This window comes from Neobacillus sp. PS3-40, assembly GCF_030915485.1.
Lineage (GTDB): Bacteria > Bacillota > Bacilli > Bacillales > Cytobacillaceae > JAUZPL01.
Map to the genome: position 1 here is coordinate 3228738 of NZ_CP133266.1, position 18218 is coordinate 3246955.

Genomic DNA, 18218 nt, shown 5'->3' on the forward strand with positions numbered 1-18218 from the left:
ATACTCCACCGTCCTTACTTTTTTTAAATTTCCCCTAAAAAGTAATATTAATGCACAGAAGAGCTTTTAATACAAATTGTGAATCGTGGCAAGGAGACTGTAAATTTATTTACTATGAGACTTAACTCGAATAAGATTTAGGAATTGATCTTCCACGATCGGGCGCGATTCTTTAGCAAGAATTGTGTTTTTTCAATATGTTAAGAGCTAGATTGTGGAAAAAACATTTCAAATAAAAATAGATTCCTTTGTTAAAATAATAAGAACTTGTGAAGGTTCGCACTAAAATTAAACAGACAGCTATTTGGACAAGGAATTAATAAGATAAAAAGAGAATAGATAGATAATTACAAATGCTATTAATGGTTAAGGGAGAAGGATTAAATATGTCATATTGCAAGGTTCGCCAAGCAGAAATATACTATGAAGATTTTGGGGAAGGAAAACCAATTATTATGATACACGGTTTTACGCCTGACCATCGATTAATGAGTGGATGTATGGAACCTATATTTACAAAGAGGGATGGATGGAGACGAATTTATATTGACCTCCCAGGTATGGGATTAACAAAAAATTATAATGGAATAAGAAGTTCTGATGAAATGTTGAATGCTGTTTTAGATTTTATTCAAGCAATAATTCCTGACCAAGAATACTTAATTGCTGGAGAATCTTACGGTGGCTATATATCTAGGGGCATTATTCAAAAGCAAAAAGAAGAAATACTCGGTGCAGCGTTTATTTGTCCAGTTATTATTCCTTTTTTAGAAAATAGAACAGTTGAAGAACATAAAATATTGAAAACTGATGAAAATTTTATTGAAAGTTTATCAAAGGAAGAATTAGAGGATTTTAGGAATAACAATGTTGTGCTTGATGAGTACACATGGTTAAGATACAACCGAGAAATTTTAAGTGGTTGTAAAATTGGAGATGAAAAGTTTTTAAATAATGTTACGGATAAATATGGATTTTCATTTAAAATTGACCAATCTGATTTTCTAAAACCCAGTGTATTCCTATTAGGAAGACAAGACTCTTCTGTTGGATATAAAGATGCACTAAACGTAATAAACAAGTACCCACGGGCAACTTTTGCTATATTGGATAGAGCGGGTCACAATTTACAAATTGAACAACCACAACTTTTTAACTCTTTAGTAAATGAATGGTTGGATAGAATTGAAGAGATTTAAGAAATGATCTTCAACAAACGTGCGCGATTATTTAATGGTGATCGCGCCTATTTAATGTTTAGGGAGCCTTTCTTGAATAAGGAAGGTTATCTTTTATCTGGTTTTGGAGAAAGAAATGGTACCTAAATTAAGGTTTAAAGGTTATAGTCCTTCTCCATTCAAAATAGTAAACAAAAAAGTATTACTTGATTTTTCAAAAAATAGTAATATAGTTATGGGATTTTAAAATCGTAATAATTCTTCCTTTTGAGGTGATTATTTTGATTAACTTTTATTTAGATATAAATCAGTTTCAAATCTCGTTAGGAGGAAAAACGATTACTTTGTTACCCAAAGAGTTTGCATTATTTCAATTTCTCTATAATCACCCGAACCAAGGATTTTCAAGAGAAGCATTATTAAATGCAGTTTGGCCGCATGAAGATCCAACTGATCGAACGGTCGATGACCATATTTATCGACTCCGAAAAAAACTTAAATGCTGGCGAGATTACTTAGATATAGAAACAATCCGCGGTTTGGGATACCGACTTTTTGTTGTTGAACAAAATGGGGTGATTCTTCCTTCCATTAAGGATATTGAATTTAACGACCAATTTAAAAAGATATTTTCTAAATATCATTTATTCGGACAAGGTGAAGCAATGCAAGCACTGGCCGACCAACAAAAAATATTAGGAGTAAAACTCGACCCTTTTTACACTATGTATATGGAATTAATAAAAGGAAATTGGAAAATCCTTTTGGACGAAACTATTCCCTTCTGGGATCGAGCTTATTTTATGATCATTCTCTACGGATTATTAGAAGATGATCCCGTAATTGGAATTAAGATGATCCAAAAATTCCTACAGAAAAATGAATTAGAGTTATCTCGGAAGTGGGAATTACAAGCTCTTGATTTGGTCTTCTTCTTTATATGGAATAGACAATTTGATAGAGCTTGTGTACAGGTAGAGTGGGCTTTGAAAATGGTTTCTAAACATCAAATTGAGAACTATCACTTGTCTATTTTGACCAACCAAGTGTTTGTTCTTTTGGCTTCCTCCCTCGGTGATGCTGAAGAGAAACTTAATGAGATAGAAACATTGCTTATGGAAAAACCATACCTTAGAGAGAGTAGCTACTTTGAAATTGCAAAGGGCATTTATCACATGAAAAAAAATGAAAAGGAAGCAGGAAAGTATTGTATCCATAAGGGCATGCAGATTATGAAAACAACAAAATTTGAACTTCAATTTTTCCACGCTGTTACACATGTCTGCCATTTGTTGAAGCAACAAGTAAGAGAAAATGATGAACTTCTGATTTATTATCAAAAGCTTCGAATCGATATAATGAGAAAATTGAATGGAGAGCAATTGAAAAATTCATTAAAAAAACAGCTAATTTCATTCCTCTGATATTCCTCTGACAAATGATTTGTATTATAAGAATAACAAATCAAAGATCGGAGTAGTTGGAAATGAACCTAATCGATGTCATAGTAAGGGTTTTTTTGATCTTGTTTTTTGCATATGGGATTACTATAGGAACAATATATCTCGTAACACTAGCTAAAATTGATATAAAAGATGTTAGCCAGCGTAATGGTGTAAAATTTATGTCGATTGCATTGATTGGTAACTTTTCACTTATTGTTGTTGTTTATCTAATGATGCATTACCTTGATAAAAAAGATTTATTTTCCCTTGGCTTTTATATCACTAAGGTAAATGTCTTATTAGGTCTCATAATGTTTATTTTAACAGTGTTCATTGCGCTATTGTTTGTCTATGTTCTTCAACAAATGGGAATGGTTAAATTTAAAATAAAGTCAATGGTACTGTCTAGAATGAAGAAGGAATGGACCACTTTTTTTCTGCCCTTTTTTGTTCTTTTTCTTGCTGCATTGCAAGAAGAAATCATGTATCGCGGATATTTTTCCTATATATTTCAAGGGTACGGAATGTTAACAGCTATGTTGCTATCTAGCAGTCTATTCACCGTTTGGCACTTTTTAGGTAACAGAGTAAATATATTTCAGGTAATTGAATGGTTTGTTTGTGGCATTCTTCTATTTTACTTATACGATAAAAGCCATTCGATATGGCTCGTTACTTTCCTGCACTTAAGCAGAAATCTGACAAATGTTTTCATTTGGAATATTGCCGATAAGTATTCATTTCTAAAATTTGATAACCCTATTAAACCACGTTATAAAACCGTACATACTATCTTATGGACTAGTATTATTGCTAGTTTAACGTTTATTATATTTGATTATTAAAATAATTTTTGTTTAGAATGAATTTAGCTAATCCGAAAGCTCCTTGTTATTCCATTAAAGGGCGCTATCCTTGAAAAAGGATACGCTCTTTTTTCATTTTATTGCCATTTAATTGAATAACTTACTATAAAGAAAACTAGATATTCTTATTGAAATATAGAAAAAATTTTAAAAAATGCATGAAACCAACGATTCTTTAATAACAGGAATGGATATTTATGGTAAAATATATCAAGACTGGTGAAAATCATGAAAAATAATTATACGGTGTTCTTTTTATTTTTGTTTATAGCATCTATTGCGGGTGGTATGGCACTTAAAAATTTTTTCGATTATTCAATGATTGTTGGAGTTGGATTAGCCATGATATTTCTTTTAGCTTCTGCGAATTTCACTCGGGAAAAGAAAAAATACATCACATAATTATATTTTTTATTATGCTAAAGGGTGCAAGAGTTGGAGATCAAAGCTGTCATTGCAGCAACTTTTTCCTTTTGTTCTAAATGTCAATGGAATTAAGGAATGATATGTTTCAAATTAATGAGACATATGCATTTTCCAGACTCTACCCCCATATTGTTCTGATAAAGTTAACTTTTTACAAAAGAAAAAGGTAGGTGAGACCTATGAAAGTATTTAACATTATTATCGAATTTCTCAACAAAAAAAAGCATTTTGACTTTTGGGGAGATAGGTACGAGGAACTATCTGATGATGATATAAAATATATAGAGAAAGCTCCAACTCAAAATCCATATGGACTTATAGGAATGCTTGTAGGTGGAGTTGCGTTTGCATTTGGCCCCAAATACGGCTTTATCCCTGTAATTAATCTTATCTTTTGCATAGTAACCTTTTTTACTTTTGATTGGGAAAAAGAAGATAATCCTTGGCCATTTTACGTAGGTATAATACTTTCATTGATCGGATTATCAATGTTTATTAAAGGTGAAGTTCACCATCTAATAATCTAATATATTTTGTTGAAAGCCTTCCCCTCCAAGACACCTAGGACCTACTTTTCTCATTTCAGCATAATATCAGCTAATTGTGGGTTAACAACTTGTTAAACAATCGGGCGCTTTAACACAATAAGATATAAAATTAAAAAGCTTAAAATATACAAGTTTTTATAAATTATTTGCGTATTTCACCTTTTTTACCTTCACAAAGGATACTGCCATTAACAGTATTTTATAATTGTAAAATACAAAATTATTTACTCAAATCCGCATTTGAATAATTGAATGGTATCTTACATAAATACTACATTCGCCAAGAGGTGAAATCCCTTTTAATTTTTTGATGAACCCAGCCGTCTTATTATTGTTTGCTATAATAGAAAGAGTTAATAGAAAATGAATAATAAGTGGTGATCTTAAGAAAATGAGTGATATCGAAGATGAACTTGAAGCAAAAATGGAACAGGCAATATCACATTTTGATAAAACATTTAAAACTAATGTATACGATAAATTCCTTTATCACTACACCACAATCCCAACAGCACTAGAATATATATTATTTACACATAAACTGCGCTTTAATTCAATTTTACATACAAATGATCCAAGAGAAACAAAAGATTGGAATTTTACAATCGAATTGCCAAAAGGAATTAATCATGATTATATTGAACAGAATTATGATCTTATCAATAATACACAAATACGTGCCAATGAGCTTGTGAAACACGGTATTAAGTTAGCTTGTTTTTCTTTGGATAATCGAGAAATTTGTGAAAATACAAACGCTTATGATTTTGGTAGAGGTTATGCAAAATCAAGAATGTGGGCTCAATATGCCGGCAACCATACTGGACTATGTTTAGAATTTGATAAAAGGCAACTTGTGAAAGATATTAACAATTGCCTCCACGAAAAGGGTAGTATTTATTCCGGGATGGTTTTTTATCGTAATCTTGTTTCTCGCGATTCACTCTGTATAAATTTGAATGATATTTTAAAAGAAGGATTAGAAAATGCTATTACTGGCTATCTGGAAAAAAATATCGATGCCTTGTATTTTATAAAAGGTGTTGATTGGCGTGATGAAGATGAATTTCGAATCGTAATTAATACATTATCTAAAGAAGGCTTTGAATATATAGATATTAGCAATTCTCTAAAAGGAATTGTATTGGGAGAGGCATTTCCAGAAGTGTACAAACCTGCATTAAAATATGTTTTAGATAGAAATTTTAAAGACGTTTTTGTTTCTAAATTAAAATGGTCGAATGGACACCCTTTAGCTTTTCCCGATTTTTTGGATTATTAGTTATAATGCAAAAGACAATATAAATCATAAAGGAGCATAATACTTGCTCTTTATGGATTTAGTATGTTTGAGGTGAGAAACATTGGTAAATGAGGAATTATGCCCATGCGGTAGTAAAATTAACTTTGAGCAATGTTGCTATTATCCGAAAGAAGGTAATACCCCAGCGGATGTTAAAAAAAGAATTACTAGGATAGTAATATCCACTTTTGACAAGGTTGGAGATACAAGAGGAGAGACATGTTTATATGTTGCCAGATTAGTAAAAGACTTGTTAAATGAATTTGGTATAAAAGGTTATATAGCTGCTGGATCATCTAAGTGGAATAGAGTAACTACATTTTATGATTGGAAACCACCAAGAGAGTTCCATGCGTGGGCAGTAACAGAATTTGGAGAAACTGTTGATTTAGCATGTGATGCACTAAATGAAAGGTCTGATTGGCATTACCATCTATCTAACAATGTTCCGATAAGATGCTGGAAAAAGGAATTAAAAGACCGTGACTATAAAATTTACGATTACGGGGCTAAAACATTTGAATTTGATGAAGAAGGATACCGCATTTTATTATCGATTGCATTAAATAAACTAAAGAAATGAAAAAATAGTTACTGGGATATGAAGTTTAATTACTATTATCCTACTTTTTATTAAGCTAACAAATGCTTTTCCAAAGTTTTATTTTTAAAGTCTATTTTTATTTATCACTATTCAACAATCGGGCGCGTTTGTGGAAGATTATTAGCCTAATTCCTTGCTAAAAATGGAGGGATTAGGCTTTGTTATCTTTCAAAATCCTTAACGCTGTAAATCTGCACTTTCTTGACAACACCCATTGGTAAATGCATTGGCGATAAGTGGTAAATCGAGTGGCAATCGCTGGTTAAACAACTCAAAAAGATTTAAGGGGTGCCTATAATAATTTGTCGAAAGGCATGTCGGTCGAGTTTGCACGAGCTATGACATCCTGTAGAGTATGAGATCGAAAATAACATGATTGTCAAATCCATACGAAATGAGCTATTATACCTTTTTTTATTGACTATGTTAAAGCTTATTATTGATTTTTGACACTCTGTTGATTGGAGCGGAGGGTGCTCGACTCCTGCGGGAGCACGGGGCAGGGAAGACCCCACAGTTGCGAAGCGAGGCCACTGAAAAAGTCCCATTTTTTTAGGGAGTTGAAAGTTTGATTTAATCAAACTTTCAACTCCCTATTTGTTTTATAATAATGATATTAAATGTATGTAGGTGATATCTAAATGATTTCCAATCAAGAATCTCTCAATTTCAGTCCATATTTAGCTATTTTTGATCTCGTAGTTCCAGAGGATAATATGCTTCGCCAAATCAATAAACTAGTTGACTTTTCATTTATTCTTGAAGAATTAAAAACGAAATATTGTCTTGATAACGGTCGGAATGCAGTGTCACCAATTCGTATGTTCAAATATCTATTGCTTAAATCAATTTATGATTTGTCAGATGTAGATGTAGTAGAACGTTCAAAATATGATATGTCGTTTAAATATTTCCTCGATATGGCACCAGAAGATTCCGTAATTGACCCAAGTTCTTTAACAAAATTCCGTAAACTCCGTCTTCAAGATGTGGGTTTATTAGATATGCTTATTGGAAAGACCGTTGAGATTGCGATTGAAAAGGAAATTATTAAAAATAAAACCATTATTGTTGATGCTACACATACAAAAGCACGTTATAACCAAAAATCACCGAGAGAATTTTTGCAGGAGAAATCAAAAAATGTGCGAAAAGCCGTTTATCAATTTGATGAATCCATGAAAGAGAAATTCCCATCCAAAATAACTTCTAACGAAGTAACAGATGAATTAAATTATTGCCGTCAAATCATTTCTGTTGTCGAGTCAGAACCAAAAATTGCGGCAACCCCAGCTGTAAAGGAAAAATTAAATGTACTAAAAGAAGTAGTGGAAGATTATACAGAACAACTGGCTTTTTCAACAGACCCAGACGCACGTGTAGGACATAAAACAGCTGATTCTTCTTTTTTTGGCTACAAAACGCATATTGCAATGAGTGATGAACGAATTACTACAGCTGCAGTTGTGACAACAGGTGAAAAAAGTGATGGAAAATATCTGCAGGAATTAATCAAAAAAAGCCAAGCAACAGGAATGGAAATTAATACAATTATTGGGGATACTGCCTACTCTGAGAAAAATAATATTTGTTATACAAAAGAACATCAATTAACACTTGTTTCTAGACTGCATCCACTTATTACATATGGTAGAAGAACAAAAGAAGATGAATTTAATTTTAATAAAGATGCAGGGATGTATGTTTGTAAAGCCGGACATATGGCCATTCGAAAAAAATATGAAGAAAGAAAGAATCAAGATAAAAACCCTAGAATCAAGTACCTTTTTGATATTAAAAAATGTGCTGTTTGTCCTTTTCGTGAAGGATGTTATAAAGAAGGAGCGAAAAGTAAGTCCTATTCAGTAACCATCAAATCAACGGAACATACAGGTCAAGAAGCGTTTCAAAATACGGAAGCTTTAAAAACCTAGCGAAAACACGCTATAAAATTGAGGCGAAAAATAGTGAACTTAAACATAGACACGGGTATGATGTGGCGTCATCTATGGGTCTATTTGGCATGGAAATACAAGGAGCTACAGCGATATTCGCAGTCAATCTCAAGAGGATTATAAAGCTCCTCTCTGAGAAAAAATAAGATAGAATATAAAAGTAACCAAGAAAAAAGCAGCTAGTTATCCAAAATTTGGACAACTAGCTGCTTTTTTTATCCACATCCAATGAGAAAAATAAAAATTCGCCAGTTTTTCAGCAGCCTCTGCGAAGCGACGAGGAGGCTTCCCGAGCCGCTCGCGGAAAGCGAGCACCTGGAGCGGAAATCAACAGACATAATTAAAAGAACGTTCACAGGAGGACTTTTTCTGTGCCCTCAACCCAGTGGGGTGTGAATTTTTGTAAAACTTTCATCTCCCGGGCATTCTATTGTCATTTTAGGTAAAACTTTTTAGTTTTACATTTATAAAGTATAGTAAAAAAAGTTATTTTTTGTAATTATAGTTTAATGACATTAGGACGGCGCCCTAGAGGTGTTTATGAAAAACAACAAGCTATGCGAAAACATCCTTTAATGAATAAAAAAAGGCTATCTTTCAAGATAGCCTTTTGAATAGATAATCCAATTGTTGCTTTGTGTATTCTAAAATAATAACCTTATCCCAACCAAAATTAGACCAATTAAGAATCCGCAAATGGCACCGTTAACCCGAATCCATTGCAGGTCCTTTCCAACATTACTTTCAAGCATCTCAATCAATGTTTTATCATCCAGCTTGTCCAAATTTTCCTCTACTAAGTGCCCAAGTTTCGAATGATTTTTCTCGATGAAATCAAAGATATGTTTTCTAATCCAATCCTCAATACTGCTCATTTTATTTAGGTCTTCCCTTAAGTTGATTAAGGAATTAGTTAAAAAAGGAATGATATAAGTATCGAAAAACCGTGGTTCCTGTACAAAATCTAAAGCTTTTTGCTGCATATTATTGAGAAAATCAATAATTTTCCCTTCAAGCTGCCAATCGTTAACCAACTGTTTTTTCCAGTTGTCTAGTTCCTCTAACACCATTTCATTATTTTTAACATTTTGTAACTTTGTTTGGATATTCCAAAGTAATGTCGTCCTATTTTGATTGTAAGGATCTCGAAAGCTATTTACCCCGTTAACAATTAATGATTGAATAATACTTCCTAATTTTTCTTCATTAACAAGACTGCTGAAAGACTTTAAGGCAAATTGCATAAAGCCGTCTGCTTTTATATTTTCAATCGCCTCAACTGCCATTCCACCAAGTCTATTTTTGGTACTTTCTTTATTGGCCCATTCATCTATTTCATTCAAAATAAAGTCCAAGGTCTTTTCATCGTATTTTCGTAAAGAAAATTGTTCCACTGCCATTGGAAAATATGTTTTTATGTCGAGTGAGTGAATTTGCGACTTTATTTCTTTTTCCACTATTGGAGCAATTTGATCCATGTCGAAACGTTGAATAACCTTTTGGATCATTGAAATAACTAGTTTACGTGCATAATCCGAAAGTAGTTCCTTTTCAAATAAACCAAGTAATTTTTCTGTAAAATGGATAGCAGCTATTTTCTCTCTGATGCTTTCTTTTGTTAGCCAATCATTTTCTAACATAGAAATAATAGTAGCTGTGATCCTTTGACGGTTTTTTGGCAAAAGGGCCGTGTGTGGAATTGGGATTCCTAATGGATGCCGAAATAATGCAGTAACAGCAAACCAATCGGCTAACCCACCAACAAGACCTGCTTCAAAACCTCCCTGAAGAATGTTTCCCCAGAACGAATGCTGAAATGGAATGGTTGCTATGAACCCAACTCCCATGATAGCTAATGAAATACTGGCTAAGTGTTGTGACTTTGTTGAACGTTTTGACATTTTATATCCCTCATCTTTTAAACTTGTTCTATTTCTATTATCTCAATACAATCAAAAAAAGCAATTATTTGGGGCATTATATATAAAACGAATATGGCGTTACCCACCACCATTCAAAAAGAAGTTCCTCTCATTCCTGAGGGGAACTTCCTTTTGTTTTTTTACTTAACTTATGATTGGTAATCATTCCATCCGAGTTTGAAACATAAAATTGAGTTTTAGGAGGCGATTTAAGATAATGCTGGGAAATTAGTTGATTGTAGCTCACTTTCCGATAGGGGTCAAATAGTAATATTGGATATTCTTTTTTATCCTTCACATATTGGTCAACAGCCCTTTGAACTAAATCCATCTCAAAAGGAATCAGTTTATCCCCTTCTTCGAACAATTCGTAGGTTTCTTTTGACATATAAAAACTTCTCGAGGGAATTCCTCCTAAGATATGGGTAAGTTGTTTGAAATCAATACTATTGTCATCTTGGACAAGGATGGTTCTGTAAACACCATTAGGAAGGTTGTCTGAAAATTCTCTTACTGCCTGGCGTACTTCTTCAAGTGTTACATCAATTATGGGGAGATTTTCTGTCTTCTTAATTAAAGGGGTTGAAGCCCGCATTGCTATCATTTGCATTCTTTTAATAGGATTAGAATACTTTTGCCCTATTGTATAAGTGGAGAGTCCTCCAATTCCAATTCCTGAAAAAAAACCTATAACGGTAAAAAGAGGGTATAGATGGAATTGATTATCTATTATTGTCCCTAGTTTATAGCAAACGAAAACAGACAGAGCAATCGTAACACCGAATACCAAATGTAAGGTGATAGCCTTCAAAAGAAAGCTAGAAAATTCATCCCAATTTGGGTTCTTTTTATGCTTTAAAAATTTACGAACATCTTTTCTCATTTCCTCCGAAACATTATTTTCCTCAAAAAAATTCTCAAAGTATGACTCAGTTGTTACTTCATCGCTTTTCAGTGCATAAACTGTTTTTTCAATCGACCCTCTTGTGTAATGAATATAAGTAGAGCTCTCTTCAAGCCCAATTTCAAATGACTCTGTCATTCGATTAAAATGCTTACTAATTTTTTGATTCATTCCAAGCGCCCCCCTTACATTAATTTCAATATATTTGGGAACATTCAGTAGAGGAAAGGGATAAATAAATTAATGGCTTTTTTCTATTCTATGATTACTTTACTTGTATTGAGCACGGGTTCACATATTGTTACTAATTTTCTGAAACTTCTAGATAAGTAATGTACAAACGTGTTAAATTTCACAAAGATAAACTTTCTGATTAGCTAAAGAAAACTCGCCGATTGGCGAGCCCTTATGGGCGATGACAGAGGCGTAGTTGCCCTTATGCGCTAGCAGAATTTTTGGATATAAATTCTGATTAGCTAAAAAAGGGCATCCAGATTTCGGATGCCCTTAGTATCTATTATACTTAGTATCTAATTTATGGTTAAATTTTGCTTTTCTTTGAAAGTTACATTTAATTCGTCAGATGGATTAACCGATAAAAAGGTTTCAGTTTCATTAAAAAACCATATATCATTGTCTTCAACATAGAAGGTAATTCCATTCCATTCCTTGGTAAATCTTGCGTTGGTTGGTGTTTCTGCTGAAAATGCAAGACTGTAACCTTTATTTTTTTCGCCAAAACCAGCATATTGCGGAAACATGCGAATACTGAATGGCTTACTTAACTCGAACTCTTTGTTGAACCAAGAAAAAGCTTTTTCATCGATAGAAATAATCATAATTTACACCAACCTTTTCTTTATATTAATAACTTTTAACCTATGTCTAGAGGGTAATGGTTTTATCGTTTATTGCCTATGATAATATTCACATCAAATGAGTATCATGTCGTTTGTAGAATAAAGTTCAAAATTAATTTTGAAATTGTTCACAAATGTGCGATGTATCAATACCTAAATTTTGAAAAAACGTTTTAATTAAGGTATGTTAAAACGTATGGAAAGGAAGGATTTATATGGATAAGGATTGGACAAAAGATCTTGAGCATGATGAATATGAAAATGATATCGATCTAATTATTAAAGATGCACTTACCGCTGTTGAGGAAACAAACGTTGGAGTATATGTTAATTTAGTTACTTCTGAGGTATTTGGAAGCCCGGTGGCCTATTTACAGCCTCTTTTAGAGGAAATGTATCCAAATCAGCTCCAAATTAAATTTATTGATCAATGTGGATGTGGCGGCTATGTTCTAAGGGTATGGAAATTAGCGGAAAAAGCTTAATTGGTTGAAAAACTCCTTGCCTAAGTTTAGCTTTGTTCAATCATTCTATTTGTTTAACGTTACCAAGTTATTTACGGTCATAAAAGCTTTCAATCATTATTGTTGCTATATTTGTAACATATTAATAGTAGAAATGATGTTAAAATAAAGTGAAGGTAGGAAAGGAGATAGAATTATATGGACCAGAAACTTGAAAAGTTATCAGAAAACGTTAATGATATTAAAACTCTTATAAATACATTTAATTCAACGTTAGAAATTATAGAACAAAGACTTTCCCGTTTAGAAAAGATGGATAGTATTGAGCATCGGGTGGCTGTTAATCAAATTGACCTGTCTGATATAAAGGAGTCCCTTCAACGTGTTGAAGGAATGCAAAAAGAAGAAGTAATTAAAATATTAAAAGAACTTGAACAATCTAGAGAACTAGAAAATAATGAGCAAATAAAATATATCCATCGTAGACTTGATTCACATCTCGTTAAATTAGCGAAAGCAGAAGAAGAGATTATTATTTTAAAAACAAAATAAACTAAGAACTGCTGAATCTAAGTGGTTCTTTTTTTTCTTTGTTTTTAATTTTTTTTTACTAAGATAGGCCAAAATCAATCTTTAACACAATATAAAATTAATCGGTGACTAAATGGTCATAAGTGATAAATTTTTTGTAGAAACGGAGAAATTTAAGTAATGGGCAAAATCGGAAATTTAGAATTACAGGTTGATCATACAAGGCGCAGCTTCAAAATTAAAGCTAAAAAAATGAGCCTTAAGAATCCCTAAGGCTCGTTTTTTATTTAGTGCTGCTTTTTAGCCATTCTTATGAAAGTACCTCGGACTTAGATAATGCTATTTTTTGAGGTGTAGATTCACTTATTTCAACTTTCTTTATGACTTCAATATAGATAATATGATGTTCTTCCATTTCTAAAATTTTGAACGTGTAAGAATCATGTGGAATGATGTCGCCCTCTTTGACTTCATAATTTTCGGTTAAGACCCATCCACCTATAGTATCAATATCCTCGTCATCAATTTCAAGTCCTAATAAATCATTAACTTCACTGACTAATACCTTCGAGTCAATGATATAATGGTGATCTTTTATTTTGCGAATCATTGGAATTTCATCCATATCGAATTCATCCCGAATTTCCCCAACAATTTCTTCTAATATATCTTCAACTGTTACAAGTCCTGATGTACCACCATATTCGTCCATTAAAACAGACATATGAACTCGGTCTTTTTGCATTTTAACAAGCAAATCATGGATGGGAATTGTTTCAATTACTCTTAATATGGGACGAGTATACTTTTCTAATGTTTGTGAAGAAAGATTCTCATTTCCAACTAAGTCAGTTATCATCTCTTTTATATTGACAAGCCCAATAATATGGTCCTTGTCACCATCCATAATTGGATACCTAGTAAATTTTTCTTCCCGTACTAGCTGAAGAAATGTTTCCAAAGTATCATCTTTTGATAATGAGACAATTTCAGTCCTTGGGACCATAACCTCTTTGGCGATTCGATTATCAAATTCAAATATCTTGTTTACATACTTAAACTCTGACTGGTTAATTTCACCACTTTTATAGCTTTCAGACAGTATGATGCGAAGTTCTTCTTCTGTATGAGCAATTTCATTTTCAGAAACAGGCTTTAAACCAAACATGCTAGCCGTTATCTTTGCTGAATTATTAAGTGCCCATATAATTGGATACATGATCTTATAAAAAAGGATGAGTGGTCTTGACATGACCAACGTAATCATTTCAGCTTTTTGAATTGCTAATGTTTTAGGAGCAAGTTCACCAACGACAACATGTAAAAAAGTAATGGCTGCAAATGCAATTCCAATCGCCAATACATGTGTAATGTTTTCTGGAATGTGCAATCCTACAAAAATAGGGCGTAAAATTCCTTCAATTGTTGATTCCCCAAGCCAACCTAATCCAAGAGCAGTGATCGTAATCCCAAACTGACAAGCAGAAAGATATTCATCTAAATTTGAAATGACTTTTTTTGCGGAAATAGCTTTCGTATTTCCTTCCTCAATTAATTGGTCGATCCTTGAACTTCTTATCCTTATAATCGCGAATTCCGAAGCGACAAAAAAGGCTGTTAAAGCAATTAAAATGGCTATTACAACCAAGTTAAATATGTCCAAATAAGTTCCCTTATCTCGTTATTCACGAGTAAGGAATCCACCTCCCAGTGAAGCGAAAATTAACTCGTTAAATTCAAAAGTGATTTCATCAATAACGTTCCTTGTAGATTGAGTTTTTTTGCAAGCTTTTCTTTTTGCTGCTCGTCTAATGTCTCTATTAAAGAGATAAGAACGGATAAATCAGTATCTAGCTGTTTCATCTGTTGTGTTACGACACCTATATGCTGCTCCACTTCTGAATCACGAATATTCTTAGCTTTTTTCATTTCTAGTTTTCTCTTAATCTCATCTAATGGATAGTGCAGTCCTTTACAATCTACTATAAACTTCAAATCTATTAGAGATTCATCTGTATATATTCGGTAATTTGCTTTAGATCGCTCGGCTGTTAATAAGCCAATAGACGTGTAATAGTCAATCGTCCTTTTTGAAACCATTGCGATATCTGCTAATTCACCGATACGATAGACAGCCCCATCTTACCACCTCAACAATTAATTAAATTAACAATAATTATAAAGAATTTAAAGCATACAGTCAAACGTTCTAGTTCCAAAATAAGGTTGTTATCAACATTTTATGGGGAATTTATAATGTTATGAACAGTAATAGTAAAAAAAAACCGCCCAATAAAGTAAGTTGTTCCGATAACATGGAGAAAAACGTAAATAACTGTCCAAATTAACTTAATTAGCATATTAGTTGATATGGTGCTGGACAAATTTAAGTAGTTCATGACCAAGATGAACAACCCTCAAATAATGAAGTGTTTTACCCTTTTTACATTGACTATTTTAAAGATCATTTTTGCATTTGACACCCTGTTGATTGTATTTAGTCCCTAACTTTGCCCGTTGATTTCCACTCCGGGCACTTGCTTTCCGCGGGGAGGGATGGGAGCCTCCTCGGCGTACCGCCTGTGGGGTCTCCCATTCCCTCAAATCCCGCAGGAGTCAAGTGCCCTCCGCTCCAATCAACTCAGGTAGATAAAGTAGAAAGGTCTGAAAAACAATTAATAAATAAACTACAAATTCAAAAATTTACTGGGTATACACGAGAGTTAATTGAACAAGATTTTTATGCAACTATGTTTCTTTCTAACATGAAAATAAGAACTAAAAATTTGACTATATAGCGAATCGTACTATTCTTATCGGTAAATTAAAAGATAAGCTTGTAAAAATCATTTTTGAAAAAGGTCAAAATGGAGGAAACAGATTTATAAAAAATTATTGATTGAAACCCAACAAAGTAGGAATCCATTACGCCATGGAAGAAAGTATATTCGTAAAAAGACAAGGTTACAGGCTAATAAAAATTGCTTAAACAAAAGAATTTGTATTTAATAATTTAGCGGAGGTTTAAATCGGATAAAAGCAGATAGATACGATCAATAACAACAAAAAAATAGGATAACATAGGGCGGTATAAATTTTTGTAAATTTATCATCTCCCAGGTATCCTATAATCTCTATCTTGGGTATTAAAAAAGATGACCCTAAAATTTAATAGTGAATTTTTAGTCGTCTTTTTGATTAAATAGGGGCTATTATCCTTTTTTTTCATTACTATGTTAAAAACTAATGTTAATTTTGACACACTGTTGATTGGAGCGGAAGATGCGAGACTCCTGCGGGAGTACGGGGCTGGGAAGACCCCGCAGGCGCTAGAGCGAGGGCACTGAAAATGTCCAAGAAATTTTGAGAAAAGCAAATTCCTGAAAAACCCATCCCCACTTTCAGTTTAAAAATGACGGTTAAATCGGACTGAACCCTCCACTTCAATAAAGAAAAACGGCGTTATTTTGGGATTGCGTTTTTCTAAAAACATCATTTTAAATAGAAAAGCACTTTTTCAGTGGCTTACGCTAGAGCGCCGAGGAGGCTCCCCGAACCGCCCGCGGAAAGCGAAGCATCCTGGAGTGGAAATCAACAGACAAGCTTCAAAGAACGTTACATGAAGACTTTTTCTTTGCACTCCTATATGGTTTGTCTACCATATGAGCATAACAAACAGTGATATATCAATAAAAAACAGCATACCAATTTGTATGTTAATTGATATGCTAATTCCTAGGCTATTTGAAATGTTTCTCCACAAAAACGGAACTACTTGCTTATAAAGGTGGTGCTTCCGCTTTTCTTACCTCAATATACATTATATGATGGCCTTCATTTTCGTTTATTTGGAAAATGAACCCTTCTTTTTCAATTGTATCACCCTTTTGAACATCAAATTTTTGGGTTAGAAACCATCCTCCAATTGTATCTAAATCTTCTTCCTCAAGTGTAGTACCCAGAAGATCGTTTACATCCTCAATAAGAACTTTTGCGTCTAGAATATAGTGGCCTTCATCTTTTTTCTGGATAAGTGGGAGCTCGTCAATATCGAATTCATCTCGAATTTCACCAACTATTTCCTCTAGAATATCCTCGACAGTTACAATACCTGCTGTCCCACCGTATTCATCAGATAGAATGGCCATGTGGGAGCGGCTCTTTTGTAGTTTTAGTAACAGTTCGTGAATGGGAATGGTTTCAAGTACATGAATAACTGGTTTAATATATGGAATCAATGGGTTTTCATCTGTGCAGTTTTGATCGATGCAATCTGTCAAAACTTCTTTAATATTGACAATCCCCAAAATGCTATCTTTATCACCATCAATAATTGGATATCGAGTATATCTTTCCGCCTTTATTGTATCGAAAATTTCTCTCATGGTTGAATCCTTCGATAAGGTGATGATTTCCGTTCGCGGCACCATTATTTCCTTAGCAATCCGGTTATCAAATTCAAAAATATTATTAACATACCTATATTCCGATTGATTTATTTCCCCACTTTTATAACTTTCTGATAGAATCATTCGTAGTTCTTCTTCTGAAAGAACCATTTCCTGTTCAGAAGCTGGTTTAACACCGAACATTCCTGTGATAAATCGAGCTGATCGATTTAAAATCCAAATAAATGGATACATGATTTTATAAAATAAGATGAGAGCAGGAGCGAATAGCAACATGATTCTTTCCGCTTTTTGAATAGCAAACGTTTTAGGTGCTAATTCCCCAATGACAACATTGAAAAAAGTAATAATTATAAAAGCAATAATAAAAGAAAGAATATTTTTTAATGATTGCGGTATATTTATTTGCTCGAAAACCGGTCCTAATATTTTTTGGATTGTTGGTTCACCAAGCCATCCTAATATTAAGGATGTTATTGTAATTCCAACTTGAGTAGCTGATAAGTAACCATCCAAATTGGTAATGACCTTTTTTGCAGATTCGGCTTCTTTATTTCCTTCCGATAACAGTTGATCAATTCTAGTTGTGCGAACCTTTATCATGGCAAACTCTGAGGAAACAAAGAATGCAGTAAAGGCGATGAGAATTGCAATTATGAATAAATTTAAAATCATTTAATACCTTACATACGGTAAGGATTCACCTCCACGAAGGTTTTTCTTATTTATCTATTATAACCTCATTTTCCAATTTTCACTTACAATTTACTTAGTAATGAAATTATCTAGTAAAAAAATAAAAG

15 protein-coding genes and 1 pseudogene are annotated in these 18218 nt (G+C 33.0%); 10 read left to right on the plus strand and 6 right to left on the minus strand.

The genetic code is table 11. The features are described 5' to 3' along the window. The first annotated feature begins 386 nt into the window (after window positions 1-386). The 8 genes and pseudogenes from RCG20_RS15775 to RCG20_RS15810 all read left to right on the plus strand — a co-directional run bounded on the left by RCG20_RS15775 (window position 387) and on the right by RCG20_RS15810 (window position 8471). The gene (locus tag RCG20_RS15775; protein ID WP_308181059.1) at window positions 387-1199 is read left to right on the plus strand and encodes an alpha/beta fold hydrolase; all 813 of its coding nucleotides are present in this window, start codon (window positions 387-389) and stop codon (window positions 1197-1199) included. 260 nt (window positions 1200-1459) lie between these two features. Continuing rightward, on the plus strand, window positions 1460-2602 hold the full coding sequence (locus RCG20_RS15780) for a winged helix-turn-helix domain-containing protein (RefSeq protein ID WP_308181060.1): 1143 nt from the start codon (window positions 1460-1462) through the stop codon (window positions 2600-2602). A gap of 62 nt (window positions 2603-2664) precedes the next feature. Then, a complete protein-coding gene (locus RCG20_RS15785) occupies window positions 2665-3468 on the plus strand; it encodes a CPBP family intramembrane glutamic endopeptidase (protein ID WP_308181061.1) in 804 nt (267 codons plus the stop codon). A gap of 249 nt (window positions 3469-3717) precedes the next feature. After that, window positions 3718-3891 carry a hypothetical protein gene (locus RCG20_RS15790; protein ID WP_308181062.1) on the plus strand — a complete coding sequence of 58 codons (174 nt, stop codon included), beginning with the start codon at window positions 3718-3720 and terminating at the stop codon, window positions 3889-3891. A gap of 203 nt (window positions 3892-4094) precedes the next feature. After that, window positions 4095-4442, plus strand: a complete 348-nt coding sequence (locus RCG20_RS15795) for a cell division protein FtsK (protein ID WP_308181063.1) — start codon at window positions 4095-4097, stop codon at window positions 4440-4442. 412 nt (window positions 4443-4854) lie between these two features. After that, the gene (locus RCG20_RS15800; protein WP_308181064.1) at window positions 4855-5745 is read left to right on the plus strand and encodes a DUF2971 domain-containing protein; all 891 of its coding nucleotides are present in this window, start codon (window positions 4855-4857) and stop codon (window positions 5743-5745) included. Window positions 5746-5827: 82 nt separating this feature from the next. Then, complete coding sequence (locus RCG20_RS15805) at window positions 5828-6349, plus strand: SEC-C metal-binding domain-containing protein (protein WP_308181065.1); 522 nt, start codon at window positions 5828-5830, stop codon at window positions 6347-6349. A gap of 662 nt (window positions 6350-7011) precedes the next feature. Continuing rightward, window positions 7012-8471 (plus strand): annotated as a pseudogene (locus RCG20_RS15810) (IS1182 family transposase). Between the two features lie 498 nt (window positions 8472-8969). Here the strand turns inward: RCG20_RS15810 and RCG20_RS15815 are convergent. The 3 genes from RCG20_RS15815 to RCG20_RS15825 form a co-directional block, all read right to left on the minus strand. Next, window positions 8970-10226 (minus strand): DUF445 domain-containing protein, encoded by a 1257-nt coding sequence (locus tag RCG20_RS15815; RefSeq protein WP_308181066.1) that lies wholly within the window; start codon window positions 10224-10226, stop codon window positions 8970-8972. A 130-nt stretch (window positions 10227-10356) separates the two neighbouring features. Further along, window positions 10357-11322, minus strand: a complete 966-nt coding sequence (locus tag RCG20_RS15820) for a DUF3939 domain-containing protein (RefSeq protein ID WP_308181067.1) — start codon at window positions 11320-11322, stop codon at window positions 10357-10359. Window positions 11323-11681: 359 nt separating this feature from the next. Next, entirely contained in the window at window positions 11682-11990 is a 309-nt protein-coding gene (locus RCG20_RS15825; protein ID WP_308181068.1) for a HesB/YadR/YfhF family protein, read from the minus strand. Between the two features lie 236 nt (window positions 11991-12226). Here RCG20_RS15825 and RCG20_RS15830 point away from each other — a divergent pair, with 236 nt between their 5' ends. Both RCG20_RS15830 and RCG20_RS15835 read left to right on the plus strand, forming a co-directional pair. Then, on the plus strand, window positions 12227-12496 hold the full coding sequence (locus tag RCG20_RS15830; RefSeq protein ID WP_308181069.1) for a CGCGG family putative rSAM-modified RiPP protein: 270 nt from the start codon (window positions 12227-12229) through the stop codon (window positions 12494-12496). 177 nt (window positions 12497-12673) lie between these two features. Continuing rightward, window positions 12674-13027: a hypothetical protein gene (locus RCG20_RS15835; protein WP_308181070.1), complete on the plus strand. Its 354-nt coding sequence runs from the start codon at window positions 12674-12676 to the stop codon at window positions 13025-13027. Window positions 13028-13316: 289 nt separating this feature from the next. On the opposite strand, the gene RCG20_RS15840 is transcribed toward RCG20_RS15835, so the two are convergent. From RCG20_RS15840 to RCG20_RS15850, 3 genes are all read right to left on the minus strand, one after another. Continuing rightward, window positions 13317-14669, minus strand: coding sequence for a hemolysin family protein (locus tag RCG20_RS15840; protein WP_308181071.1), 1353 nt, complete (start codon window positions 14667-14669; stop codon window positions 13317-13319). Between the two features lie 59 nt (window positions 14670-14728). Beyond that, on the minus strand, window positions 14729-15106 hold the full coding sequence (locus RCG20_RS15845; protein ID WP_308181072.1) for a MerR family transcriptional regulator: 378 nt from the start codon (window positions 15104-15106) through the stop codon (window positions 14729-14731). A 1679-nt stretch (window positions 15107-16785) separates the two neighbouring features. Beyond that, window positions 16786-18090: a hemolysin family protein gene (locus tag RCG20_RS15850; RefSeq protein ID WP_308181073.1), complete on the minus strand. Its 1305-nt coding sequence runs from the start codon at window positions 18088-18090 to the stop codon at window positions 16786-16788. Window positions 18091-18218 lie beyond the last annotated feature (128 nt).